Annotated in this window: 25 protein-coding genes; 5 read left to right on the plus strand and 20 right to left on the minus strand. The window is 39.7% G+C overall.

Going from position 1 to position 25732, the window contains the following annotated elements:
• Positions 1–110: 110 nt before the first annotated feature.
• The 6 genes from AC1D7X_RS16280 to AC1D7X_RS16305 form a co-directional block, all read right to left on the minus strand.
• On the minus strand, positions 111–359 hold the full coding sequence (locus tag AC1D7X_RS16280; protein WP_495475640.1) for a helix-turn-helix domain-containing protein: 249 nt from the start codon (positions 357–359) through the stop codon (positions 111–113).
• 10 nt (positions 360–369) lie between these two features.
• Positions 370–852 (minus strand): DUF2975 domain-containing protein, encoded by a 483-nt coding sequence (locus AC1D7X_RS16285; protein WP_495475641.1) that lies wholly within the window; start codon positions 850–852, stop codon positions 370–372.
• Between the two features lie 245 nt (positions 853–1097).
• Entirely contained in the window at positions 1098–1496 is a 399-nt protein-coding gene (locus tag AC1D7X_RS16290; RefSeq protein WP_495475642.1) for a zinc-binding dehydrogenase, read from the minus strand.
• A gap of 51 nt (positions 1497–1547) precedes the next feature.
• Positions 1548–1799: an alcohol dehydrogenase catalytic domain-containing protein gene (locus AC1D7X_RS16295; RefSeq protein ID WP_495475643.1), complete on the minus strand. Its 252-nt coding sequence runs from the start codon at positions 1797–1799 to the stop codon at positions 1548–1550.
• Positions 1800–2147: 348 nt separating this feature from the next.
• Positions 2148–2453 carry an ArsR/SmtB family transcription factor gene (locus AC1D7X_RS16300; RefSeq protein ID WP_495458356.1) on the minus strand — a complete coding sequence of 102 codons (306 nt, stop codon included), beginning with the start codon at positions 2451–2453 and terminating at the stop codon, positions 2148–2150.
• Positions 2454–2535: 82 nt separating this feature from the next.
• Positions 2536–2697, minus strand: a complete 162-nt coding sequence (locus AC1D7X_RS16305; RefSeq protein WP_495458357.1) for a hypothetical protein — start codon at positions 2695–2697, stop codon at positions 2536–2538.
• Between the two features lie 133 nt (positions 2698–2830).
• On the opposite strand from AC1D7X_RS16305, the gene AC1D7X_RS16310 reads away from it, so the two are divergent.
• From AC1D7X_RS16310 to AC1D7X_RS16330, 5 genes are all read left to right on the plus strand, one after another.
• Positions 2831–3514 (plus strand): response regulator transcription factor, encoded by a 684-nt coding sequence (locus tag AC1D7X_RS16310; RefSeq protein ID WP_495458358.1) that lies wholly within the window; start codon positions 2831–2833, stop codon positions 3512–3514.
• 12 nt (positions 3515–3526) lie between these two features.
• Entirely contained in the window at positions 3527–4573 is a 1047-nt protein-coding gene (locus AC1D7X_RS16315) for a sensor histidine kinase (RefSeq protein ID WP_495475644.1), read from the plus strand.
• 140 nt (positions 4574–4713) lie between these two features.
• Positions 4714–5499: an ABC transporter ATP-binding protein gene (locus AC1D7X_RS16320; RefSeq protein WP_495458360.1), complete on the plus strand. Its 786-nt coding sequence runs from the start codon at positions 4714–4716 to the stop codon at positions 5497–5499.
• Complete coding sequence (locus AC1D7X_RS16325) at positions 5486–7417, plus strand: FtsX-like permease family protein (protein ID WP_495475645.1); 1932 nt, start codon at positions 5486–5488, stop codon at positions 7415–7417. Before AC1D7X_RS16320 ends, AC1D7X_RS16325 begins: the two co-directional genes overlap by 14 nt.
• A gap of 26 nt (positions 7418–7443) precedes the next feature.
• Entirely contained in the window at positions 7444–7794 is a 351-nt protein-coding gene (locus AC1D7X_RS16330; RefSeq protein WP_495458362.1) for a YxeA family protein, read from the plus strand.
• Between the two features lie 147 nt (positions 7795–7941).
• On the opposite strand, the gene AC1D7X_RS16335 is transcribed toward AC1D7X_RS16330, so the two are convergent.
• The 14 genes from AC1D7X_RS16335 to AC1D7X_RS16400 form a co-directional block, all read right to left on the minus strand.
• Positions 7942–8835 carry a S8 family peptidase gene (locus tag AC1D7X_RS16335; protein WP_495458363.1) on the minus strand — a complete coding sequence of 298 codons (894 nt, stop codon included), beginning with the start codon at positions 8833–8835 and terminating at the stop codon, positions 7942–7944.
• 258 nt (positions 8836–9093) lie between these two features.
• Positions 9094–9936 carry an alpha/beta fold macrolide esterase gene (gene mle, locus AC1D7X_RS16340; protein ID WP_495475646.1) on the minus strand — a complete coding sequence of 281 codons (843 nt, stop codon included), beginning with the start codon at positions 9934–9936 and terminating at the stop codon, positions 9094–9096.
• Between the two features lie 64 nt (positions 9937–10000).
• Entirely contained in the window at positions 10001–12658 is a 2658-nt protein-coding gene (gene ppsA / locus AC1D7X_RS16345; protein WP_495458365.1) for a phosphoenolpyruvate synthase, read from the minus strand.
• 239 nt (positions 12659–12897) lie between these two features.
• Complete coding sequence (locus tag AC1D7X_RS16350) at positions 12898–14733, minus strand: ABC transporter ATP-binding protein (protein ID WP_495458366.1); 1836 nt, start codon at positions 14731–14733, stop codon at positions 12898–12900.
• Positions 14726–16486, minus strand: coding sequence for an ABC transporter ATP-binding protein (locus AC1D7X_RS16355; protein ID WP_495458367.1), 1761 nt, complete (start codon positions 16484–16486; stop codon positions 14726–14728). Before AC1D7X_RS16355 ends, AC1D7X_RS16350 begins: the two co-directional genes overlap by 8 nt.
• Before the next feature lie 63 nt (positions 16487–16549).
• Positions 16550–16966: a MarR family winged helix-turn-helix transcriptional regulator gene (locus tag AC1D7X_RS16360; protein WP_495458368.1), complete on the minus strand. Its 417-nt coding sequence runs from the start codon at positions 16964–16966 to the stop codon at positions 16550–16552.
• A gap of 74 nt (positions 16967–17040) precedes the next feature.
• Positions 17041–17754 carry an alpha/beta hydrolase gene (locus AC1D7X_RS16365; protein ID WP_495475647.1) on the minus strand — a complete coding sequence of 238 codons (714 nt, stop codon included), beginning with the start codon at positions 17752–17754 and terminating at the stop codon, positions 17041–17043.
• Between the two features lie 237 nt (positions 17755–17991).
• Complete coding sequence (locus AC1D7X_RS16370) at positions 17992–20553, minus strand: rhamnogalacturonan lyase (protein WP_495475648.1); 2562 nt, start codon at positions 20551–20553, stop codon at positions 17992–17994.
• A gap of 289 nt (positions 20554–20842) precedes the next feature.
• Positions 20843–21337: a pyridoxamine 5'-phosphate oxidase family protein gene (locus AC1D7X_RS16375; protein ID WP_495458371.1), complete on the minus strand. Its 495-nt coding sequence runs from the start codon at positions 21335–21337 to the stop codon at positions 20843–20845.
• Positions 21338–21465: 128 nt separating this feature from the next.
• Complete coding sequence (locus AC1D7X_RS16380) at positions 21466–22557, minus strand: stalk domain-containing protein (protein WP_495475718.1); 1092 nt, start codon at positions 22555–22557, stop codon at positions 21466–21468.
• A gap of 262 nt (positions 22558–22819) precedes the next feature.
• Positions 22820–23560 carry a type I methionyl aminopeptidase gene (gene map, locus AC1D7X_RS16385; RefSeq protein ID WP_495458372.1) on the minus strand — a complete coding sequence of 247 codons (741 nt, stop codon included), beginning with the start codon at positions 23558–23560 and terminating at the stop codon, positions 22820–22822.
• Positions 23561–23763: 203 nt separating this feature from the next.
• Positions 23764–24480: a hypothetical protein gene (locus AC1D7X_RS16390; RefSeq protein WP_495458373.1), complete on the minus strand. Its 717-nt coding sequence runs from the start codon at positions 24478–24480 to the stop codon at positions 23764–23766.
• The gene (locus tag AC1D7X_RS16395) at positions 24477–25349 is read right to left on the minus strand and encodes an ABC transporter ATP-binding protein (RefSeq protein ID WP_495475649.1); all 873 of its coding nucleotides are present in this window, start codon (positions 25347–25349) and stop codon (positions 24477–24479) included. The genes AC1D7X_RS16390 and AC1D7X_RS16395 overlap by 4 nt, the downstream gene beginning before the upstream one ends.
• Positions 25349–25714: a GntR family transcriptional regulator gene (locus tag AC1D7X_RS16400; protein WP_495475650.1), complete on the minus strand. Its 366-nt coding sequence runs from the start codon at positions 25712–25714 to the stop codon at positions 25349–25351. Before AC1D7X_RS16400 ends, AC1D7X_RS16395 begins: the two co-directional genes overlap by 1 nt.
• Between the last annotated feature and the right edge of the window lie 18 nt (positions 25715–25732).

Raw genomic sequence — 25732 nt, forward strand, 5'->3', positions numbered from 1 at the left:
TAAAGAATTTTTTGTATTTATGCGCATAACTTCCCGTTAGAGCTTATTAAAAGAGAGCAGGATACGTAATTCCTGCTCATCATTGTGTATTATTCAACTATTATTCCACGTTAGTTCAAATCGTTTGATTGTCCATTTAAGCTTTGGGATTCTTTATCACTCTTGTATTCTAATATATCTCCAGGCTGACATTCTAGAGCCTTACAAATCTCCTCTAAAGTGGATAATCGAATCGCTTTTGCCTTTCCATTTTTTAATATGGATATATTGGCCATTGTGATTCCAACCCTTTCTGAAAGTTCTGTCACGCTCATTTTCCTTTTTGCCAGCATCACGTCAATATTGATTATAATCGCCATGTTATTCACCTCAGACTGTTAAGTCATTTTCTGATTTTATATCGATGGCTTCTTGTAAAAGCCTTTGAAGAACCGCAGCAAAGACTGCGATGACCATTGAAGCAAAAATCATGACCATTCCAAGTAATATGACACCTGGGGCGTCATCTCTCTCCGCCATGAGATAGAAGAGTGGCATGCCTACCACATATAACATACTTATAGTGATTGCACAGTATTTTATATTCTTTAAAACTCTTACAGATAATCCCGAGAAAGCTTTATTCTTGTCAATGTAGCCTAATAGTTTAAAAGCTTGATACAGAGCAAAGTAAAAGGGTATCGCTGTTGCATACAAATCGATTAAAACGAGATATTTAATATAAGCATGATCAGGATACAATTTTGCTGCAAAATTCGCAATCTCAGGCACCAAAAATATACACAAAGCAAGAACTGGAATTCCAATAAGAATAACAGCTATCTTTAAAATGAGTGTTGTTCCTCGTTTCATAAAAAGCACCTCACAATTTTTTTATTAATATGAATCTAACATAAAATTTATTGTAAAACAATATATTTTTATTGATATGTATAATATAGTGGTTATTTTCTAAAATACAAAAAGCATTTCTCATTACAAAGAAATGCCTTAAATAAATAAAAATGGCCTGAATTATCAGGCTTTACTGATCTCATATTTGTATTAATTTGCTCATTCTTAATCTAATACAAGCTATTATAATTAAAGTTTATTGTTTATTCTGAAACTCTGATGATGATTTTCCCAAAAGCTCCTCGGCCTAGATGTTCATATGCTTCAATAGCTTCATTAAACGAGTATACGGTATCGATAACGGGTTTAATCTTCAATTCTTCAAAAGCCTTATTCATATCATCGAATGCTTTGCGGTGACCCACATAGATTCCTTGTATATTAGCTTGCTTAGCTAGAAGTGAAAATAAGTTAACTTCCGCCATCATACTTTTCAGAAAACCAATAATATAAATGTGTCCTTGTAGAGCTAGAGCTTCAATCGAATGATTAATGCTATCTCCACCAACCACTTCTAAGATATGCTCTGCTCCTTTACCATTGGTGAGTCTTAATACTTCTGTCTCCCAATCAGGTGTTTTTACATATTGAATCAATTTCATAAATCGTTCTCTCATTAATTAGATTAACCGAATATTAACACCCTCATTTTTTTATAATACAACTTTAAATTCAGTAACCTCTGAGCCTACACTTACTACGACGCCGGCTGCGTCTGATACGGGAATAAAAGGTTTACTCATTAAATCTGGCAAATAATCGCCATCCATAATTGACTTATCTCGAAAATTAAGAGATACAGCTTTTACTGCAACTAATAATTGTTTCGGTCCTGGTTGTGGTACTTCCACATCTACTAATTTTAAATTCTCTAGTCCTACACCTTGTTTTTGCCATGCTTTCATCTAAATCAAATCCTCTCTATTTTTCATATTGTTGGGAAATGGGGTGCAATTTATACAGCCTGTCCAATCTTTCACGTGAAATTCAATCTATTAAACGCAGCTACATTAGCCACATGTTAAGGAAGTCGAAGATTAAGTAAATACTTGTTGTATATGCAATTTCCTTTGTGTTTCAAACACTATCTGTCACCCATCTCGATGAATTAAATTTGTTATATAAGAAAACTATATTTTAACGAATTGCAATATGTCGATATGTGCGTGTAAATAAAATGGATGTATTGCAATATATCAATATGATGCTTTACAAAAAAGTGAATATACTGAATTCAATACGATCTATCAGTATTATTCACCTTTTTGGAGATACGAACCAATCAGATTAATTGCATCTTCGTTTCTTTTGTAATATGTCCATTTACCAATACGAGTAGCTTTAACTAACCCAGCTCGTTGTAAAATAGAGAGATATTGAGATGCAGTAGATTGGTTCATGTTTAACTTACTAGTTATCTGACTCACACATACCCCTACTTCAACAAGATCAATTCCTTCCTGGGGTGAAAAATGAACTTCTGTATTCTTCAGCCATTCCAAGATTTGAAGACGAGCATCATTAGATAGTGCTTTAAAAATATCGATTGGGTTATTCATGTGATTATTGTATATTGATTATTTGCAATATGTCAAACTATATAATGTTAATATGATTACCATATCATCCTCGTTTGCAGGTTTATTTTCTTTTGAAATAAGCAAAGATCAAAATCCATAGAATGCAACCAAGTAGAATTTCAACGCCACTCTCGTTCAAATGAATCCCATTACCGCTCAGCCATATTCCCGTAAAAAAACCTAACACAATACATAGCACTATCTCAAGCAGTTTGACTTTCATACTATTCTCCTTTAGCGCGTAGATAGAGAGTTTAATGTATTGGTTAAAATTGCATTTTATAATAACATGCTTTATAACTTAAGCAGAGGTGAAGTCGTAACTATCGTCTAGTATATATTGGGAGGTTCACTCTATGGAGTTTAATATATTTGTAGTGGAAGATGATCATGCGCTATTTGAAGCGTTAAAAACAGGACTGGAAGCTTGGGATTTCAGGGTAACGAGACCGGATGATTTCGACGAGGTTATGCGTTCATTTCAGGAACAACAACCACATCTCGTTATTATGGACATCACGCTCCCTAAATTTGATGGTTTTCATTGGTGCAGAGAAATCCGCTCGGTATCCGAGGTGCCTATCATTTTCCTATCCTCACGCGATCACCCCTTAGATATGGTGATGGCGCTTAATATGGGGGCGGATGATTTTGTCCAGAAACCCTTTCATGCGAATGTGTTATATGCCAAAATTCAGGCAATTCTTCGCAGAACTTATGCTTATGGAGAAGGCCAGACAGATATTCTCGAATGGAACGGTGCTTTGATTGATTTAAAACGAGGCGTTATCCGTAAATCAGATGAGGAAGCTGATTTGACCAAGAACGAATTCTTTTTGTTGATCGCGCTCGTGAAAGCTAATAATACGATTATCTCCCGTCATGACTTGCTCCGTAAGCTATGGGAAGACGAACAGTTCGTAAATGATAACACCCTTACAGCTAATGTTACCCGGTTACGAAATAAATTAGAACCGCTGGGACTTTCAGACGGAATTGTTACAAAGAAAGGGATGGGTTATATGGCCGTCACTTTATAGGAGGATACCGCTATGTTTATCCGTTACATCATAACAAGAAAAAGCTGGATTCTGCTAATTGCTAGTTTACTAGGATTAACCGATGTCCTTATCCTTTTCGAGCAGGGAATTCATGTTGAATTGACTTCTCTTCTTTATTTAAATACTTTATATGTCATTATATTTCTTGTGTTTTTTGTATGGCGTTACAAAAAAGAAACGAAATATATAGCAGCCCTCGCTAAGCTGCAAGAAGTCATGGCCTCGGATTGGATGGAGAGTCTTCCGGAACCTGATAATCATCTGGATCGCATAACGAACGATGTATTACGAGAGGCCTTTTACCAGTTCAAACGTAAGCTTTCTCAATTGAAGGAATCCCAACTGATCGAAAATGATTTCACGGCTTCCTGGATTCATGAGGTTAAAACTCCGCTTACTGCTATGAAGTTAATCTTAGACGCACGACCTAGTGATGCGGGTCTACGTAGAATCGAATCAGAATGGCTGCGGATTCATTTACTTATCGACCGCCAGCTGTATATGACTCGCCTTCCTGCCTTGGAATCAGACTACGCGCTTGAACGAGTCTCGATACAACGTCTTGCGGCAGAAGAAATCCGGGAATTGGCTCCATGGTGTATGGAGAAGAATTTAGAGGTCAGCATCGAAGGTGATGATGCTATGGTCGTTACAGACCGTAAATGGTGCCGCTTCATCCTCCGGCAATTATTGACTAATGCTATTAAATACAGTGCTTCCGGTAAGGCTATTACATTCGTAACAACGATGTCAGAACAAGTGAATGTTATCCTAGATTTGATTGATGAAGGTCCGGGGATACAACCGCATGACCTGCCTCGTATTTTTGATAAAGGATTCACAGGCGAGAATGGAAGAATTCATAATGCTGCTACTGGACTTGGGCTCTATCTTGCCCAGACTGTAGCAGGAAAAATAGGTGTTGCACTCCATGTCCTAGCTGATCAGAGGCAAGGTACGACGATGCGAATCACTTTTACGGATCCCAATGCATTCGAAACGGTTAGACGAGGTCAAGAGGAAAATATACCGTTATAAACAGCCAAGATTATTCTTGACTGTTTTTTTCTGAACATGACAAAACTGTCATCTACCTGTTCAACTCGTCACCCAGAACGTGCGACAAGCCGGGGAGTTCAACGTACACTTAAGCTACAATCAAATTTAGGAGGTTCAACATGAATGAATGGCATGAACAAGAAACAGTCCTTCACGCTCGCAACGTTCACAAATCATATGGTTCAAAGGGCGCTGCTCAACAGGTATTAAAGGGAATCGATTTACGTGTTCTCCGCAAAGAATTTGTAGGAATTATGGGTCCCTCCGGTTCTGGGAAGACAACCTTGCTTAACGTACTGGCGACGATTGACCGGACTACAGATGGGACGATACTAATCGAGGACGAAGATATCTCTTCCATGAACAATACGGCCCTTTCAGCTTTTCGTAGAAATAAGCTTGGATTCATCTTCCAAGATTACAATCTTCTAGATACATTAACGGTTAAGGAGAACATCCTCCTGCCTATATCCCTTAGTAAAATAAGCAAAAAGAAGGCAGAGAGAGAGTTCAACGCCATTGCTGATGTGCTCGGTATCAAGGAACTATCGCAAAAATACCCGTACGAAATCTCTGGTGGTCAAAAACAGCGCACTGCCGCTGGACGTGCCCTTATCCATCAGCCTTCCATCATCTTCGCAGATGAACCTACCGGTGCTTTGGATTCAAAGTCCGCTTCATCTTTATTATCAGTCATGGAAGAGGTGAACCGAGAAAGACAGGTTACCATCATTATGGTCACGCATGACCCAGTTGCATCCAGCTACTGTAATCGTGTGGTATTCCTAAAGGACGGGAAGATTTATTCTGAACTGTATCGAGGGGAGAAATCCAGACAGTCGTTCTTCAAAGAAATCATCGACGTGCAGGCTGTATTAGGGGGCGACCATATTGACAGTCATTGAATTAGCACTCCGTAGCATGCGGCAAAATGTGAAGCATTACTATTTGTATTTCTTCGCTCTAATTTTCAGTATGAGTCTGTTCTTCGTATTCGCTTCCTTGCAGCACGATCAGCAGGTACAATCCATGTTGGATTCAAGTGATAAATTTCTGGTAGCTTTTCAATCTGCAGCCCTATTGCTGATTGTAATTATCGTCATCTTTGCAGTCTCATCTAACCGTATTTTTATGCGCCGGCGTAGCCGTGAAGTCGGATTGTACCAACTCATCGGTCTATCCAAAGGCTGGGTTGCTCGTTATCTAATCATTGAAAATGTTCTTCTCGGTTTAGGTGCGCTACTATCAGGGATTATCTGTGGAGCACTGGTATCCCGTCTGTTTGTCCTAATTCTAATGAAATTGCTCCGCTTGGATGGTATACCTGCCATAGACTTTTCTTTCCCAGCAGCCATCGAGACGGTGTTCGTCTTTGTTCTTGTTGTTGTGATTACTTCCGTTCAAATCGTAGTCATGATCTATCGCAGTTCGCTGCTAAATTTATTTCAAGCTGATCAACAGCCTGATCTATCCAGCAAGCCTCCGTCTATTCCTACGGCCATTTATGCCGTGCTTGGTGTTGTGCTACTTAGCTATGGATATGAATTATCAGGTCGTATGGTAGATGAGCAATTAGTGTTGAATGCATTACTGGTCATGGTAGCAACTATATCAGGAACCTATATATTGTTCCGTGTAACGATCAGATGGTGTTTCTCCTGGATCCGTCGACGGAAACAAGGGCATCTTGGATTGTACAACAGTCTGTCCCTTGCTCCGCTCATGCACCGGATGAAAGGAAATGCCAACTCGCTTACCTTGATTACCGTATTATCAGCTCTAACAATCACACTTGTAACGATGGCCTATTCTTTTTATTACTCTGCAGAGCATGATACCCGCATGGCTATGCCTGATGATTTCGCATTTGAGAATAGACAACTGGATGCACAGAAGTTTATGAGTGAGCTGGAGAGCAAAGGAATTCACTTCAACCATAATACAATCGAAGCGATCCGGACAACGGGAGTGATCCTGAATCGACTAGATAAATCCAGCCGTAGGGAGGGAGATTTGATATGGCTCCCGGCCGAACAGCTTCAAGATGCGGGGAGAAGTCTATCCGTACCTTCCGATGGTGAGGCATTACAATACAATGCTGGAGGAATGAATGCATTTGACGACATTGATCTCTCTAAGCGTTATCCCACAAGGATTGAGGTCCAGGCAGTTGGACAGAACGTCAGCTATGCACTAAATGAATTAGTATTGGAGAATATGCTTAATGCCAATATATTCGGAAGTCAGATTGTAGTCTCAGAAGCCACATTAAAGGATATTGAGGCTAGAATGTTTAAAACTTCTGATTTTGAAAAGGTACAGTTTGACACGTATCATATTCCGGACATGACGGAGCTTGCGCTGGCCTCCTCCCTTTACGAGAAATATGAACTAGATGAACATTTCTCATACGATTTCTATTCACAATATAGAAGCGTACTGGAGTTAACGGGGATATTGATTTTTATAGCAGCCTTTCTAGGACTTGCTTTTCTTGCCTCAACAGGCAGTATCCTGTATTTCAAACAAATGACTGAGGCTGAGCAGGAGAAACAGAGCTTCAGGACGCTACGGCAGCTTGGCTTTGACGAGAAGATGCTTATGAAGGGCATTATGCGAAAGCAGATGGTTGTATTTCTTCTCCCGCTGAGTATTGGAGTTCTCCATTCGATCTTTGCAGTTAAAGCAGCTTCCTTTATGTTTATTTCCGACATTACCATTCCTACGATCATTTCCATAGCAGCTTATACTATTATCTATTTCATGTTCGCTCTCTTCACTCTCGGTTACTATCGAAAAGTCGTTAAGAACGCTATGTTGTAACAACTATTATTAGGAGGTTTATTTCCATGAAAAAAAAGTTTATTTTTGTACTAATCGCTATTATTGTTTGCTCGGGCTTATATCTAACATTCAAACGGGACTTTGATCAGTTTAATCCTTTTTATAAAGAGGCAACTGTCTATGCAGTCATCAATATACCTGCCAAGACTGAAGGTAAAAATGAATGGACCCGCTACAGATATAATCTAACTGGTTACACAGCGCAGGGTGAGAAGACAGCAATCACGTTCTCTTCAAGTGAAGAACAGCAACAGGACACATATGTGAAAGTACTTGCCAAAGGTTCTTACACGAAAAGTTGGACAATAATACAAAAGGAAGACATTCCAGATAAGGCATTGAAGTTAACTCAATGAGTTCCAACAGAATGGGTCAACCTATACTGTACTTCAAATAGATAACTTAACTTGGCAATTTGCTAACGATTAGGCTTATACGAAACAAACGAAAGGTTCCATGACAACGCAATGTCGTGGAACCCTTCTCTTCGGTTTCGTTTATATTTATGCTAATAATTTCACTATGACTTCTGGATTAAATATTTTGGTTAGTTCGTCCAATGTGGTTAAGTAGAGTAATCCGTTACCTTCTAGTCGTGGGGAATTACCAAGAGGAATCGTTCGCTTAATCAAAGCCAAAGCGCCAGTTACATGAGGCGTGGCCATAGAAGTCCCTGTTAACGTCGCATACTGCCCATTCAAATAGGTTGATATAATTTCACTACCAGGAGCGACCAAATCTACCTCGTTATTCGAATTCGTGTAATCTGTAGAATTTAGGCTCAAATCAATAGCACCTACACTAATCACTTCATTATAGCAACCAGGATAACCAAATTCATCGGTTCTAGAATCTCCATCACCTTCATTACCCGCTGCACAAACCATAAGAATATTTGCTGCTACGGCTCTTTTTATAGCATCATGTAGTTCAGGCACATCTTCCGGTCCACCAAGTGACATCGAGATGATATCTACTTTTTGTTCTATCGCATAATTAATTCCATTAATAATCCATTCATATTGACCGGAGCCTCTTTTGTTTAATACTTTAATAATTAGCATACTAGCTTCTGGAGCTACACCTACTACACCAGTATTGTTACTAATTGCCGCAATTGTACCCGCCACATGTGTCCCATGTCCGTTATAGTCGATATATACCTCAGGATCTGACTTATCATCATCAGTAAAATTCTTGCCACCTATAATTCTTCCTGCTAAATCTGGATGAGTAATCTCGCAGCCAGTATCTAGTATAGCTACTACGATACCTTTTCCCTTAGATTGATTCCACATCTTGGGGGCTTGAATCATTTCAATCCCTTGTGGAATTTCACTTACTTGCTCCTCCACCGATACGACCTGATAAGGTATTAGCTTAACTTCCGTTTTCATTCTATCTCCTCCTTCAAGAATAAAAGTGAAAATACGTTGGCTGTAACGGTTCTTACTTATTGTTTCAAATTCTAGTACATAGAATTGAAACAATTAAGACTATTAAGTTATCCATAAATACCATTTTATAGAAATAATGTAATTTAATCAATAAATATATTTATTGTTTGTGTACAAGTCTTTCATGTGTACGAACGTAAAAAAACCGCATGAAATGCGGTTTAGGAAAATGAAATGATAGGAGATTTGCTCGGTGAACTAATTTGGCATTGAAGTGTGCTTCGAAATATAATGGATTACTAAATCCCAGTCGTCTTCATGAAGCTCATGCCCAGCACCTTCCAGTGTCAGTAAAACCGCACCAGGAATTTCGTTAGCAAGATTCTTCCCGTGTTCATACGGAATAATGGGATCTTCAGTACCGTGAATAATCAGTGCGGGCACCTTAATTTCAGCCGTTCTAGACAGATAGGATTCACCACCTGTCACCAAGGCGTGATTACTCATGCTGGCTATATTGTTACTTCTTGCAAATTCCCTTTTAGCCAAAATTCCAACCTTTTCCTCATTAAAAGAATACTTTGAACCTACTAGAATTCTTGATCTACCAATAGTAAATTCAGCTACCGATTGTTCATTTGTCCAATCTATAACTCCCATATTCGAGAAGAAATCCATAATCCTTTCCTCCATCGGAGGCAGATTCGGAGCAAAATTGGACGTTGATAAGAGAGTAATGGTTAGAACTCTCTCTGGATGCCGGAGAGCTATCATTTGAGTCAACATACCGCCCATAGACATGCCTAAGACATGCGCTTGCTCAATCTTATAAGCATCCAATACTCGTACGGCATCATCTGCCATGTCTTCGAAAGAATAACCCGGTTGACCAGGTTCGTAAGTTGTAGAACGTCCAACATCACGGTTATCATAACGAATGACATAATGCCCTGCATCTGCTAACCGCTGGCAGAATTCTTCCTCCCACCATATCAATGAAGATTGGGCACCCATAATCAGCAATATAGCCGGGTTAACGGGTTCTCCGAAATTGTCGATACATATTTCAATTCCATCTACTTTTATTAATCGTTCGTTCATGTAAACTCCTCCAATCTTTGTATATAAAATAAAAACACAGGCTACTTACTTTCCGTATTCAGCCTTACAATATTTCGATATACCCTTCTGTTCCATGTACGCGAATTCGTTGCCCATCTTTTATGAGTTGAGTAGCATTCTCTACTCCGACAACCGCTGGTAAGCCATATTCACGTGCGATAACTGCTCCATGGGTCATCAGTCCGCCAACTTCGGTAACCAGGCCTTTGATGGATACGAACAATGGTGTCCAGCTAGGATCAGTAAAGGTGGTTACTAATATATCACCAACCTCCAGATCCGCCTCTTCCATGTTCAAGATGACACGTGCCCGCCCCTCTACTACTCCGCTAGAAACAGCTAGACCTACGATGGATTCGGCTGGAAGATTTTCGCGTTTGTACACACCTACAATAATTTCACCATCAGACGTGATCACACGTGGTGGAGTTAGTTTCTTATACAATGTGTACTCTTCTTTTCGCTTGTTGATGATTAGTCTGGTCGGAATTTTTGCTTGCTGCTCGACTAGACAACCCGGGTCATCCCGTTCATGTGTACCTACGACCTTATAAAGTTCTTCAAAAGTCAGAAAGTAAATGTCCTCTTTTTCCTGGATAACGCCAGCTTGTACAAGTTGTTCGGCTTCTTTCAATAAAGCTTTTTTATAAACGAAGTAGCGGTTAACCATACCGTATTTGGGATATTCCCTATAACCACTTAGATTCCGGATTATGTCGATCATTCGTTTGGTTTCTTTGACTTTTTGCTCACCATTCGGTAATAGTTTTAATCGATCTAATAACTCTTGTTCTTTGTTTAAAGCTTCCTGTCGCCCTTGCTCAAATTTCCGATGGCCCGCATTAGGCTCAAAGTTCTTAATATTACTAAGAATCAAGGGGATAAGCGTGGCTGGTTTTTCACTCCAACGTGTTCTAGTAATATCGATTTCTCCGGCACATCGCATTCCATATTTATTGAGATATTCATAGAATGCCTCTTGGATTTCCTGTCCACCATCCAACTTAATTAGTTCATCTAGAAAGTTATCGTCTTCTACTTGTTGTAAATAATCAATGACTTCTGGATAAGGACGAATTACATCTGCGACATGGAGGAGATCCAACCCCATTTCTGAAGTGATATTCCCTAATACAGATTGTGAAAGCGTATCTGCTGCGTTTATTTCACCTAACCATTGGTTCATTTTCTCATTGATCCATGCTGAAGCATCCATAGCAGCCGTAATCACACTCATACTTTGCGGGTCAAATAGAATCTTCTTTAATTGTTGGATATCTTCCAGAATAAAATCAACTAACTCAACTCCTGATTTCGATTGAATGTTATATTTCAGCTCTTCTATCGAAGTTTGACTGCTCTTAATCAAATTAGAGACACGGGTCGGATCGTTTTCTAGGGGTGCTGGATCACCTGCAGACGATGTACCTTCATTACTTTTATTGGGGCTTGGTACTTTTTCGGCATCTGGGGTCGTTCTTATAAAATTTTCTCGCCCAACGATGGTCAGGAGTGCGTCTTTGATGAGCGGATCTGATTTCCCCAAAGCTTCTATTATCATGTCTCTACTACTAGGCGCACTAAGCATTGGTGTGACATTAACAAATAACCTTCCACCTGCGCTTCGCATGGGTGCAGGAGTCGTTAACAGGTAAAAGGACAATCCGAGAGGTTTCATGGGATCTGTCATCATTTGTTGATGGCCTACAGATACATAGACATGATTGTCTTGATCATGACCTTCAGGGATCGGGTATAAAGTCGTGATAGGCCGGCTCTGGACAATATAAAATGCATCGTCAACTAAACACCATTCGATATCTTGTGGCTGACCGAAATAAGCTTCGATCTGTCTTCCTAGGTGTGCTAATTTTAAAATTTGAGGTTCAGTAAGTGTTTGAGCCTTTTGTTGATCGTGATCGATCGGCCGGGTCTCTGTTCCACCTTCCTTTAGCCCATAGATCGCCAATTTTTTAACAGCTATCCTCTTATCGACGATTACCCCTTCCTGTACCTTATAACAATCCGCAGACACCAAGCCAGAGACTAGTGCTTCTCCAAGTCCAAAACTGGCATCGATCGATAGTAACTTTCGGTTAGAAGTAATCGGATCAGCGGTAAATAAAATCCCTGATGCTTGCGGGAAAACCATCCTTTGAATGATAACGGATAAATAAACCTGACTATGGTCAAATCCATTCTGCATACGGTAGATTACCGCGCGTTCCGTAAATAGTGAAGCCCAACATTTGCTGATATGCTGTAAGATGGCTTCAATGCCAATGATATTTAAATAGGTGTCTTGTTGACCCGCGAAAGAAGCATGTGCTAAATCTTCAGCAGTCGCACTAGACCGCACGGCATAGGCATGTTCATCCCCCATCCGGGAGAGATCGTGAGTAACTGCTCTCACAACATCAGATGGAATTTCTGCTTCCATAATAATTTCTCGAATCTTCCTGCTGATTTGACCAATTTGTTCACGATCTTCAACTTGTAGCATGGTTAGTTGATCCAGCAAAGCATAATACATTTCGTTATGTTCGAGGGCTTGTTGATATCCCACGGTTGTCACACAAAATCCTTCAGGCACTTGAATTTCTTCAATTTTTGATAATTTCCCTAAATTCAACCCTTTTCCGCCAACAAGCAATAGTTGCGAATGTTCCACTTCCTGAAAGTCGAGAACCAGCGGCCTCATTGAACATCTCTCCTAATCCTTAATAAGAGCTTTAGTGGCATGTACATTTAGTGTGGAAGATCATTATTTATGTAAATATATATATCATCAGATACAAAAGATTATATCATCGCGCCTGATGACATGAAACATGTAAGAACTAGCTTTCTCCAATATAAAAAAATCACCTCTATGTTTAACCAAAGAGATGATTTTCTTTTCTATCAAACTTTATTATTTTTTTGTTGAAACTTGATCCACTATGAAGCAGTTTCAAACTGACTATTATATAAATTGGCGTAGAATCCATTCTGTTCAAGAAGTTGTTCATGGGTTCCTGTTTCTAAAATGGTACCATCCTTCATTACGAGTATTGCATCAGCATTTCTGATCGTTGATAATCGATGCGCTATTACAAATGAAGTCTTTCCTTTCATTAAAGTATCCATTGCTTGTTGGATGAGCATTTCAGTACGAGTATCTACGGAACTTGTTGCCTCATCTAATATTAACAACGGTGCATTTGCCACGATCGCTCTTGCAATCGTAATCAACTGTTTTTGACCCACAGATAACGTGATGTTCTCATCTAATATCGTGTCATAACCTTTTGGCATAGCTTGTATCATATGATGAATACCAACTGCTTTTACTGCTGTCTCAATTTCTTCTTGTGTAACATTCTGTTTAGCATAAGCAATATTGTCTCGAACAGAGCCTTCAAACAACCATGTATCTTGAAGAACCATACAAAATTGATCATGCACCTGCTCACGCGTCATATCTTTAATAGAGACGCCATCAATCTTAATTGTACCTCCGTTTACTTCATAAAAACGCATGAGTAAGTTCACAAGGGTTGTTTTACCTGCCCCAGTCGGACCAACAATCGCGATTTTTTGACCCTCTCTCACATCTATTGAGAAATCTTTAATTATGATGTTTTCATCATATCCAAATGATACGTGATCAAATGATACATTCCCTTTAATAGTTGGAAGAACAAGCTTTTTACTAGATTCATCTTCTAACTCTTTTTCTTCTAGAAACTCAAATACACGTTCACTTGCAGCTGCAGTAGACTGTAAACTTGTTGCTGCTTGTGCCATTTGGGCTAATGGCTGAGTAAATAATCGAACATATATCATAAATGCTACAATGACACCGATAGAGATTGATCCCTTTGTTACTAAGATTCCACCTACTACACAAATAGCTACATATCCAAAATTGCCGATAAACTGCATAATTGGCATCATTAAACCTGATAAAAATTGAGACATCCATGCATTATGGAATAACTCATTATTGACTAAATGAAATTTCGCCTTCGCCTTTTCTTCTCCATTATATGCTTTTACGATTTGATGCCCTGTAAAATGTTCTTCAATATGACCGTTTAATTCACCAAGTTGCTTTTGTTGTCCGACAAAATATTTCTGCGAAGTTTTCATGATCAGTGCCATTAAAGCAAAACCAACTAGTGTTGATACTATTCCGGTAATGGCCATAATCCAATTTGTATAAAACATCATACATAACACGCCTACGAATGTAACAACAGATATGACAAGCTGACCGAGACTTGTATTTAATGTTTGACCAATCGTATCCACGTCATTCGTTACACGACTTAAAATGTTTCCGATACTCGTTTTATCATAAAATTTCAACGATAATCGGTTCATTTTGACTGCCAAGTCTGTACGCATTTTTTTCGTGATACGTTGTGTGACTGTTGCCATAATATAGCCTTGTAAATAACTAAATATAAAACTTAATCCATACATTAAACATAATAATAAGCCAATTTTTTTAATCCCATCCAAATCAATACTTGCAAATAATCCTTCTTGTATTTTGTCTGTCAAATCACTTAATAAATGTGGACCATATACAGTAAATGCAGTACCAATTATGGCCAATATTAAAGCAATTCCAATAATGGACTTAAATCCTTGACTATACATCATGAGTTTTTTCATTGTTTCCTTGAAATCATTAGCCTTCTCAGTCGATCCCATTGGAGGAGGACCAAATGCGGGTTCAGCGCTGCTCGATTGCTCATTTACATCTATCTGCTGTTGATTACTCATGTACTAGTTCCTCCTTTGATAGCTGTGAATACGCAATTTCTTGATATGCTTCACAATGGGTCATCAATTCATCATGGGTACCGTTTCCGACAATTCTTCCTTCATCGAATACTAGAATACGATCTGCTTCTTTAATCGTACCAATCCGTTGTGCCACAATGAACGTAATTGAATCATCCGTTGTTTCTTTTAATGCTGAACGTAATTTTCTATCCGTCGCATAATCAAGTGCTGAGAACGAATCGTCGAATAGATAGATTGAAGGCTTCTTATAAATGGCACGTGCAATCGATAAACGCTGTTTTTGTCCACCAGATACATTTTTACCACCTTGCGCGATCATTGCATCATAGGAATTCTCCATCTGTTCTACAAATTCTGTTCCTTGAGCAATAGATATCGCTTCCTCTAACCACATAAGACTCACTTCGTCTTCTTCGGAACCATACATGACATTCGATTGTACAGTGTCTCTAAATAAAAAGGCAGATTGTGAAACATAACCAATCGCATCCCGCAATGTTTTCTGATTATATTTTTTTATATTGTGACCATTGATTAGAACTTCTCCTTCACTAGCATCAAAGAAACGAGGAATAAGCTGAATAGCCGTTGTTTTCCCACTACCTGTTGAACCAATCAGTGCAATGGTTTCACCCTTTTTCGCTGTAAACTGTAAATTCGTTAATACATTTTGTTCGCCGTTTGGATATCGGAATGAAACATTGTTAAATTGAACTTCTTGTATACCACTCTCAAATCCACCTGTAAGCTCTCCATCATTAATGGTTGGGCTTGTATCCAGCACTTCCAAAATACGTTTAGCAGATACTTGTGCTCTCGGAAGCATAATGAAAATCATACTTACCATCATAAATGCCATAATCACTTGCATCGCATAAGAGGAAAATACAACCATATCAGAAAACAGAGGTAATTTATCCATCGCATTGGCATCTTGAATTAAATATGCTCCGATCCAATAGATTGCAACACTCAACCCTGACATAAGTAGCATCATTGAAGGACTAATTAACGCCATTATTCTGTTTACAAATAAATTTGTATTGGTTACTTCTGAGTTAGCCTTTTCAAATTTATTTAATTGATAACCTTCTGCGTTATATGCACGAATGACACGTAGCCCTGTTAAATTTTCACGTGTAATTCGATTTAAATTATCTGTTAGGGTTTGAATAACTTTAAATTTCGGAATGGCAACTAGGACTAATACAATAATCAACGACACAAGTAATAAAAGTACAACACCAGTAGCAGCTGTCCATTCAAAGTTTTTATTGTATATTTTGATGATTGCCCACACCGCTAGAATCGGTGCTTTGATAATCACTTGTAATCCCATTGCGACAATCATTTGAATTTGAGTAATATCATTGGTTGAACGCGTAATCAAGCTCGGCGTAGAGAAATGGTTCATTTCTGCCAGTGAGAATGAAATTGTTTTATCAAAGACCATACCTCTAATTCGTTTTGCTAAGCCTGCAGCAATTCTAGCAGCAAAATAACCAACGATAATGGCTGCAATCATACTCCCTACTGCACATACCAGCATCATCAAACCAGGTTGCCATAAATCAGAGACCACTGTACTCTCTGTCTGTATAAGTAATGTAATCTCAGCCATATAATCAGGTAACTTTAAATCTAGCCAAACTTGCATGATGATAAATACTAAACTAAGACCAACAGACAGCCACTCTTTTCTCGTTAAATACTTTAAGATTTTTAACATAAGTGCTCCTTTACCTTCTAGTATAAGATATTTTGTTATAAAAAAAGCAGTCGGTTAACTGCTCTAAGGGGTGAAAAATTTTTTAGTCAGCTGAACAAATTGTTCGGCTTCCTCGATAGTAAACTTTTCTAGATCTTTCGTTAAACGATCAATAACTTGTTTCTTTTTACTTTGTGTTATTTCATTTCCGAGTGCAGTTATATATACCAATACTTTTCGTCCATCAGACGAATCCGTTCTCCTTTCTATATATTTCTTTTTTTCTAATGTCTTTAGTGCTGCCGCAATTCGCCCCGTTGTCAATCTCAAATAAGTACTGAGCTCTCCAGCTGACACACCACCATCCTGATGAATTAGATAAACAAGAATCCCCAATTCTCCTCTAGAAAATTCCATTGGATGTGGTAGCGGTGGTATTGGTCCATTTCTCACCGTTTCCATAAATTTTAAAAATTCTTCTGCTAATTTTTGATAACTCAAATTTGATCACCCGGTTTCAGAATGAATTTATCTTACACTAAAAGATAAGTAGATGCAAATTAATTGAACAGTTCTCATGTGTCTCCCGGGTACAGTTCATAGATTGTGGACACCAAGTTTTCAGAATTGGTACGGAACACTTGGTTCGAATCCGTCCAGGCTGACTTCAGAAAATACGAAGCATGAAACTGCCATCCCTGATGAGTTGGATTAAATTCCATTTGAATTTCGCGTCCCGGTCTGCCTCGGTATACTCTAGAACCCGGCTTACGCCAGCTGCCTATTTGGGTGATCCTGTCCGGATTCTGACCAGTGATATAGGTAAACCTGTTATTATATGCAATGTTCTTCAAATGAAACTTTGGACATCCTACTGCAAATACTTGAATATGTTGAAAGCCGTATTTTTCCTCCAAATCAATCCCTGTCCGATAGGCAATCACACCTCCGGCACTATGCCCGATAAGGATTACCTGATCCGACACTGCTGCATGCTCGCGGATGATTTGCGATACGTTAGTTACCCGCTTAGACTGGGCATGGGTTAGGTCATAACCAACCTGAGTAATTTGTCTTGCCAGTAGAGGGATTAACGAGGAACCCGTAGTGCCGTTTGCAATTCCAAAGGGAAAGATTATCAAAACTTTAACATCTTGATACCTTTTCGCAATCTCACTGGCAGCATCTTCAAAATTATTGAGATACGTTAGTACACCGGCTAAAAAACAAACCACCGTGCGGCACTTAGATGTACATGTGCTATGGGAGGATACGTATGTCTCGATCATGATTTCCTTGTCCCCTCCTTTTGATGAACTAATACTCCCGAAATAAACGGAAGGATACGTATATGACAACCTCTCTTTCCATATCTTTTGTAAAAATGATATCCAAGTTCCAAAATAAATCATTGAAATTTTAACTCTGAAATATAGATTACGACACTTGCTAGTATGATTTCAACAACAACAAAAAGTATACAATCATGAATGATTGCATACTTTCGGTACATGCATCCCTATCTACTACTTATCCTTCCCACCGACTACGATGGTAAGTGTGGCGTAATAGGTTAGATTCTGTTGCGCCTCAGGAGATATATAATTGTTATTTTTATTCTTATATTTATCAAGAATTGTAACAACCTTCTTCATAGATTTAAGGATATCCTTATCTGAATCTTTATCTAAATCCCGCTTCATCTGCTTCATAAGTTGGCTTAACTCCTTCTGGATAGCCCCCTTCAATTCTCCTGATGAACTATATTCCTCTACTAAAGCATCCATGATGTTTACATGAATTGAAACAGAGGGGGAGAATGGTACTTTAGACCAATCCATGTCGGATGCCAAGTAGAAACTTGGATAGGATGGCTGATTATAGCTTGTGTTCTGACGAGCAATTCCTGTACGATACTGCGCATCGTGCATTAAAGTATACAACTTATGATTCGTAACCTCGGTGCTTACATACATCCGGATAGCAGAACTATCGGTTGTACGGACTAACATTTCCTCTCTCCAATCACCATATAGATCAGCGACGAGTGATGGTGTTCCCTTCGTATGATTGTTTGTTCTAGTATCTGTAGCTGTAAGAAGGACACCTTTGGTCCAATCTTCGATCGTTGGTGTTACTTCTAATGCTCCATTGACAATCTGGGTCGTCATGTCTGCTGACCATTTAATATTCATATTTGTACCTGGAATTTTCGTGTTGATCTGTTGCCCAGTAGCCGTCCATAGTCCAACAGCCCACGTCTCAAGTCCACGTTGGGATGGATCAACATCCCCGATTATTCCACGACCCGTATCTTTCCCTGTATAACCACCATAAATAACTTCACCAGTCTTCGCATCACGTAAAGTATAACCATAAGGTGCCCAACTGGCCCCCTCATGTACCATAAATATCTCCTGTCCAGGACGGTCGGGATCAATATCCGCAACATGAAGCGCATCACCATGACCTAATCTAGCTATCGTACCCGGTGCTGCACTTTGAGGAGGCATAACATCCATCGAACTGTACAAAAGACTACCATCGTGATCAATTGTTGCAGAACCGTATACAATTTCATCCTTACCATCGCCATCTACGTCTGCTACACTCAATGAGTGTGCCCCCTGCGTCGTAAGGGTTGCAAATTCTGGGTCTGTTCCATCCCTACCATGTGGTCCATCATTAAAGGGATTACTCATCGGAGTCCAGCCACTGTCTACATACCAATGTTCCTTGAGCCGTTTTCCATCCCAACTATAAGTTACCATTGTTGTTCTAGTATAGTATCCCCGAGCAAATACTGCATAAGGTATTTCCCCGTCTAAATAAGCTACACCTGCAAGAAAGCGATCTACTCGATTGCCTGGTTCGATACGAGCCATCGCATAATCTCCCCACATTAGACCATCGTCATGCCGCCCTGGCTTATACGGAGCTGTCTGCAACTCCTTACCCGTCGCACCCTCAAATACCGTAATATACTCAGGCCCATTGACAATAAAACCTTCAAATTCTCTGAGTTTATTTTTATCGCTTCGGCTCGGAGCATAGACATCCATGAAATAATCCGTGAGGCTTTCCGCATCTGTTTGTGTAAGCGGGTAACTATACTTTTTCTCGATTCCGAAGCTTTCTTCGATTGTGGTTGGCCAGTGTCCATTCAGAACTTCTTCATGCTTATCCCAGTTCTTGAATATTTCAACCATATGGTTGTAGTAGTCTTCACTACTCATCCTATAATCATCTTGATGACTATAACCAGCCTGAATATCCTCTTTTGGCATCGTGACATATTGCTCTGAACTTACTTTCCCTGCGTTATCATATGTTATTGTTTTAGTATCAGGAGCTGTCTTGAGAATCATTTCTGTTTTACCATCCCCATCATAGTCGTATACCATAAATTGAGTGTAGTGGGCCCCCGATCTTATATTTACACCCATATCAATTCTATATAGAAGGGTTCCATTTATTTTGTAACAATCAATATAAGTCTCTCCGGTATATCCTTTCTGGGATACATCCTTAGAATTCGATGGCGCCCAGCTTACAAATAGTTCGTATTGGCCATCCCCATTCACATCCCCAACACTCATATCATTCGCTGAGTAAGTGAAACTTTCACCTACAGGAGTCACACCGTCCGCTGGTTTCTGAAGTGGCATATCGTAGTAGTTATTTGCCCAAGGTGATATCATTGCACTTTGCTCTGCTTCCCTTCCATTAATAACCGTGGATACAGAATACTTCGATTGCATCGTTCCAGTTGCATCTAAATAATTAGTACTATCCTTAACTGTGGCAATCTTGACGTTATCCCGATAGATATTGAAGTCTACGCCTGTCAATCCAGTCGTCGAGTGACCCGTTACTTCATGGCTTAATAATCGCCAACTCAGAAATATACCATCCGATGTTGAAGCCGCGATGAGTCCCCTGTCTAGGTTTTCTAATTGTATGCCCCCATTCATCTCTACATCTCGGTTTGGTTTAGCATCCACATTAGGTATACCAACCATGCTAACCAATAGAATTACTCCGAAAGATAGCAATAGAAATTTACTAACGATGCTCTTCTTTCCCATTTTTCCTGATCACCTTCTCCTTCTTTTTTTAAGACAAGACATTCTCGTTCATTCGAGATTTTTGAATACGCTTTTAAATCGTCGTGAATTCACCTCCAATGATGTTCAGTTCAAATTCTGCTCACTCGTAATTCATCTCTATTGTACCGTTCCTATACGGACGGAAATATTCAATAAACAGTTGTTTTCCATTAAAAGTCAGTGTATTTTCGCGAATACAAGTGTGATGAGAGTAACATAAATTAAGGCACCCCTAAGGAGTGCCTTAATTTATACTATGGATCATCAGTTATCCGTTCAAGTCAACGGTATGGTTCAGATCTGATTCATCAGATCCTTTTCCTGTAATTTTCGAGAATAGCTGCTTCACCATCTTCGTTTTACTTCCCGTTTCCCAATATTCAGCCGACTCCGCTTTTATTTTTATCAGAACGAGATTCGGATCATCGGGTGTCGTCTCCAGCAACTTCTCGTAAGCAATGTTCCAGAATTCTTTTATTTTGGCAGGACTCGATACCAACTCTGCTTCTCCTCGTAAAGATACGTAGGACTTATCTACATATGCTACATTTACACTTCGATTTCGGAGGAGTTCCTGATATTTGTTAGTGTCTTTTTTCGTCAAGAACCACAGGTCACCGTCAAATTCAACTTCTTGTGTCTTCATTGGTCGTGATACCAATCCTTGCTCCGTTACCGTCGTCAGCATAGCTGTGTCGATCCCTTTAATCAAATCTCTGACGGTCTCAATTGCTTCTTGGTTTGACAATGAATGATTCGACATGTGTTCACCTCATTTCGTTTTTTATCCTCTTTATATCTTTTCCAATTCATAATCTTATTATGATAACAAAAACAAAAGACACTAACCCATGAAGGGCCAGTGTCAAGTCAAAACTCATACGTATTCTCTTATTGGAAGTCTGTATATGGAATAACAAACTCCGGCATTCCTTCCGCATAGGAAGTGTACTCATTTTGTGTAAAGTAGATGACAACTCCATTGCGATTAAGGAAATAATCACGATCCGCCTCTATCGTCTGGAAAGGAGGATTCAATGGCAAATTGCGACTTTTAACCTGAGATTTAATCTTATTGTTAATAATCGATACATACTTCTCATTGTTATTTGCGACCTCTTTCAATGAGATTACATCACCAGTTGCTAGGTCGAACGTATAAGGAATACGGGCAGTATCCCCATGAGCTCCCCCAGAATAGATATGGTAATCGACGTATAGACTCAATCGACCCTGTTCATTATAAGTTACCGTATAATGACCCTTGAAGCTCGGTTGTCGAATCGTAGCTTTTGGATTATCGGCTAAGATTTGATTGTTACCGGCTACAACCTGATCCATTTGCTTCGAGCCAGCTGCGATATTCCTATCCGCTTCGTTCTTCAAAAATGTATTTATTTTCTGCTGAACGGCAGTATTCTCATAACCCGAGATAACCGGATAATACACAAGCAATGACTTGCCATCTCCATCTGCGCCGACTACTTCTGAGTTAATCTTCAGCTTATTCTCTTGAATTGCATGAATTCCAATCATTTTGGTGGCTTGCTCATAGGAAACAGCATAACCCATCCGCTCTAAAACGAAGCGAAGCGGCAGGTAAGTAGTATTGTCTTGAAGAATTGGTTCCGCTCCATAGACAAGCTGCTGCCCGTTAAGTGTGGTTGCTGTATTCTTTAGGTTAATCTGTAGTAACCGGTTTCTACCCTCAATGTTAACCATTTGGGTTGCCTTCACATAATTCGTACTAATACCTAAACTGTCATTAAGATGGCGTAACGCAATGTAGGTTGTGTTATTCTTATTGATCGTATTAATATTCGTGCGAGTTCCTTCTATGCTAAACGGTGTTGTTATCGTCTTAAGCTTTGAAATAGTAGTTGCTGCAGCTACATGCTCAGCTGGTAATGACATCGCCATAGGCGCCGCCAACAGAGTTGCAACAAGTGTAGCCGTAAGTAAATTTCTTTTCCCTTTATTCATTTTCAATTTACAACATCCCTTTCTCGTGGAGTTACTTCCATATAGAGGTATAATCATTAGTTACCCTCTATAAACGTTAGGGAATCAGGAAATGTTGCAAATACTAGATAAATATACTAATTCCATTAGAAAACTAGAAAAGGTACAGCCAGCGATTTGGAAATTGTGCACGCTAAGCAAATTCCAATATAATTAAAGCCCAATACCTGTATGAATAGGTATTGGGCTTCTTATATCTTAGGTGCTCTCTTACTATTAGTTCTTACAAGGTAGTAATAATCGGTCCATTCTTCGTAAGAATAATCGTATGTTCGTATTGAGCTACATAACTTTTTTCTGTTGCATAGGTCCAGTTATCTTCTTTTTGGAATACTTCCTCTTCAAGTGTAGAGATAAATGGTTCGAATGCGATAACCATTCCCTCCTTTAACAATTCATCATCAGAAGTATCATTATAATTATAAATGTGATCAGGCGCTTCATGGATTGAACGTCCAATACCATGTCCTGTAAGGTTCTTAATTACCGTTAATCCATTCTGTCTTGCAGTTTGGAAGACTACTTTTCCCAATCCACTTTTTTTAGAACCAGGTTTGGCTTTCTTAAGACCTGCTTCAAATGCCATTTTAGCAACGTCGCATATCTTCGTTAATACTTCTTCTCCTTCGCCTACTACAACCGAGATTCCTGTATCTGCGAAATATCCGTTTTTGGAACCAGAAACATCTATATTTACTAAATCCCCTTCATGAATAACCCGTTGACCCGGAATACCATGTGCTACTTCTTCATTAACACTAATGCAAGTATAGCCAGGGAAATCATATTCACCTTTGGGTGCTGAAACTGCACCTGCTTTCTCTAAAAGCTCTCCGGCTATATCATCAAGTTCTTTGGTTGTTATACCTGGAATTGCTCTCTGTACCAATTCGTCTCTAATAGAGGCAACAATTTTGCCGATTTCTTTCAAACCATTAAAATCTTCTTCTGTTTTTGCTATCATCGTATATCCTCACTTTTTAAAATATCTTTTAATTAGTATCCATTTATAATTCTAGCATAAACGGAGCGGTTTTTCCTTCAAATGAACTGCCTGTTGCTTTATGTTACATTCTCCACAATCTCTTCTCTATATTATCATAAATATCGATTTCCTTTTCTAGAAAAGTCCCGACAATGGACGTTTAAACTCCTTCCATTTATTCGTTACCCTTTTCTCGGCGTCGGGTGTAATGGCGCATGGCGCAGCATCGGATACGTGGCAAATAATGCAGCCAGACTCACTGCCCCTACGCACGAAGCGATCACCATCGCACTCATCTTGAAATTCGATATCCAGTCGAACAAGGCCGTAATAGTGCCTCCATAATAAAGAAATATGCCTGCGATCATTACAATCATGAGCATGATAACGCTCCGTGTAAATCCTACCCGATACACGATGGCATAGCCGAAGAAAGAAAGACCGAAGCCAACCATGCCCACCATCAGATCTATCCACAAATAGGTGAAGAAATGGTACTCCCCAAAAAACAATCTCGCAGCATGCATAATCCCTGCATCTACCGAATTCCATTGATAGACCGTCAATAGCACGTATTGGCATAAGTTCAGACATAATATGCTGAAAATAACGCCTATCAAACCAATGCCGTAGAAAGCTTTAAGGAATTGTTTCCGCGTACTACCCATCCCGATCGAGATCGCAAAGAGGGATTTGAATCCGAAGAGGCAGAAAAAAGGGATAAAGAAATAAGTCGGCCCGGATATCGAAGCAAGTGTTTCCCTGTCGAGATCAAAGACCAAGCCGACGATGATCCATACGATCGTTAACGGAACAGTAATGAACAGCAACAAGAGTTTAGCAAAATACCAGCCCGCATCCTCATACATCAACCGAAATACCGCGCTCCTTGCGTTCATACGTATACCCCCACATCTTCCGTTATATTTAGCAAATAATTTTGCAAGTCCGCTTTCTCAATGGTAAGCCCATGAGCTTGCGCTTGCTCCTTCCATTGCTTCGAGTATGGAGCGTCGAGCATCACCCTGATTTTCGATCCCATCGTGCTTTGCTCCAGCACTTTATGACCGTCAAGAACGTTTGTCACCGCGCTCCGTTCGCCAACCAACCATATACCTTGCTCGCGGAACTCGTCGATCGGTTGATGATGTAGCAACTTGCCCTTGTGCATAACGATCAACGATTCGCAGATTGCTTGGACTTCTTCAATATGATGACTCGAAATCAGAATTAGACGAGGTGAATCCTCATGGCTTTCTCTTAATGCCTCATACAGTTTTCTCCGCATCCCGGCATCCAGACCGTTCGTCGGCTCATCGAGTATCGTTACGTCAGCATGGCTAGATAACCCGATAATAAACTGTAGCGCAGATTTCATCCCTTTGGACAGTTTGGAGACTCTCTTCTTGCGGTCCAATCTGAAAGTTTCGACCAGACGGTCTGCCGTAGCTTGATCCCAGTTGGGATTGAAATATCGACCGAAACGTAGTGCATCCTGTACCGTCCATATCGAGCTGAACGGATGATCCTCCTGCATGTAGCAAACATGCCGAACTACCCCCGGGTTACCGTAAGGTGCCGAGCCCATAACTTGAACCGTTCCGCCGTGAGGTCGTTGATGACCGGCCAGTAGTCTCATCAGCGTAGTTTTACCAGCACCATTGCGACCCCACAACCCTACGATCACCGGTTCCTTCTCTTCAAATGATACTTTTTCGAGAACGGGTACGTTATCGTACGAATATGCGACTTCGTTTACGTATAGCATCAATACTCCTCCTCCTGTATTAACTGAACGACCGATTCCTTGCTTAATCCGATTCTCTTCGCTTCTTCCAACAAGGGAAGGATGAACTGTTCTCGATAATGAAGCTGACGTTCCTTCAATAATTGAAGCTTCGCTCCACTCTTTACAAACATGCCTATTCCTCTTTGTTTATAAATAATTTCTGCATCCACCAAAGCCTCGAGACCCTTGCGTACTGTCGCCCGATTGATGTTATAAAAGCGTGACAATTCATTTTCGGAAGGAATTTGATCCTCTTCGTTCAATTCACCCCCCACGATTTCGTCCATCATCATTTGGGCAATCTGCTGAAAGATTGGTTGGGACTCATCCAATGTCGGTTTCATCTAGTACCTCTTTTCTCT

This window comes from Paenibacillus sp. Y568 (assembly GCF_059445545.1).

What these genes read in the sequence shown, in the direction of transcription:
- AC1D7X_RS16365 (WP_495475647.1), bottom strand. Translation starts at nt 17,754, where the DNA reads ATGATCGAGACATACGTATCCTCCCATAGCACATGTACATCTAAGTGC.
- AC1D7X_RS16280 (WP_495475640.1), bottom strand. Translation starts at nt 359, where the DNA reads ATGGCGATTATAATCAATATTGACGTGATGCTGGCAAAAAGGAAAATG.
- AC1D7X_RS16320 (WP_495458360.1), top strand. Translation starts at nt 4,714, where the DNA reads ATGAATGAATGGCATGAACAAGAAACAGTCCTTCACGCTCGCAACGTT.
- AC1D7X_RS16395 (WP_495475649.1), bottom strand. Translation starts at nt 25,349, where the DNA reads ATGCTATACGTAAACGAAGTCGCATATTCGTACGATAACGTACCCGTT.
- AC1D7X_RS16330 (WP_495458362.1), top strand. Translation starts at nt 7,444, where the DNA reads ATGAAAAAAAAGTTTATTTTTGTACTAATCGCTATTATTGTTTGCTCG.
- AC1D7X_RS16380 (WP_495475718.1), bottom strand. Translation starts at nt 22,557, where the DNA reads ATGAATAAAGGGAAAAGAAATTTACTTACGGCTACACTTGTTGCAACT.
- mle (WP_495475646.1), bottom strand. Translation starts at nt 9,936, where the DNA reads ATGAACGAACGATTAATAAAAGTAGATGGAATTGAAATATGTATCGAC.
- AC1D7X_RS16400 (WP_495475650.1), bottom strand. Translation starts at nt 25,714, where the DNA reads ATGAAACCGACATTGGATGAGTCCCAACCAATCTTTCAGCAGATTGCC.
- AC1D7X_RS16390 (WP_495458373.1), bottom strand. Translation starts at nt 24,480, where the DNA reads ATGAACGCAAGGAGCGCGGTATTTCGGTTGATGTATGAGGATGCGGGC.
- AC1D7X_RS16310 (WP_495458358.1), top strand. Translation starts at nt 2,831, where the DNA reads ATGGAGTTTAATATATTTGTAGTGGAAGATGATCATGCGCTATTTGAA.
- AC1D7X_RS16315 (WP_495475644.1), top strand. Translation starts at nt 3,527, where the DNA reads ATGTTTATCCGTTACATCATAACAAGAAAAAGCTGGATTCTGCTAATT.
- AC1D7X_RS16285 (WP_495475641.1), bottom strand. Translation starts at nt 852, where the DNA reads ATGAAACGAGGAACAACACTCATTTTAAAGATAGCTGTTATTCTTATT.
- AC1D7X_RS16355 (WP_495458367.1), bottom strand. Translation starts at nt 16,486, where the DNA reads ATGTTAAAAATCTTAAAGTATTTAACGAGAAAAGAGTGGCTGTCTGTT.
- AC1D7X_RS16290 (WP_495475642.1), bottom strand. Translation starts at nt 1,496, where the DNA reads ATGAAATTGATTCAATATGTAAAAACACCTGATTGGGAGACAGAAGTA.
- AC1D7X_RS16370 (WP_495475648.1), bottom strand. Translation starts at nt 20,553, where the DNA reads ATGGGAAAGAAGAGCATCGTTAGTAAATTTCTATTGCTATCTTTCGGA.
- AC1D7X_RS16295 (WP_495475643.1), bottom strand. Translation starts at nt 1,799, where the DNA reads ATGAAAGCATGGCAAAAACAAGGTGTAGGACTAGAGAATTTAAAATTA.
- AC1D7X_RS16305 (WP_495458357.1), bottom strand. Translation starts at nt 2,697, where the DNA reads ATGAAAGTCAAACTGCTTGAGATAGTGCTATGTATTGTGTTAGGTTTT.
- AC1D7X_RS16335 (WP_495458363.1), bottom strand. Translation starts at nt 8,835, where the DNA reads ATGAAAACGGAAGTTAAGCTAATACCTTATCAGGTCGTATCGGTGGAG.
- map (WP_495458372.1), bottom strand. Translation starts at nt 23,560, where the DNA reads ATGATAGCAAAAACAGAAGAAGATTTTAATGGTTTGAAAGAAATCGGC.
- AC1D7X_RS16350 (WP_495458366.1), bottom strand. Translation starts at nt 14,733, where the DNA reads ATGAGTAATCAACAGCAGATAGATGTAAATGAGCAATCGAGCAGCGCT.
- AC1D7X_RS16375 (WP_495458371.1), bottom strand. Translation starts at nt 21,337, where the DNA reads ATGTCGAATCATTCATTGTCAAACCAAGAAGCAATTGAGACCGTCAGA.
- AC1D7X_RS16300 (WP_495458356.1), bottom strand. Translation starts at nt 2,453, where the DNA reads ATGAATAACCCAATCGATATTTTTAAAGCACTATCTAATGATGCTCGT.
- ppsA (WP_495458365.1), bottom strand. Translation starts at nt 12,658, where the DNA reads ATGAGGCCGCTGGTTCTCGACTTTCAGGAAGTGGAACATTCGCAACTA.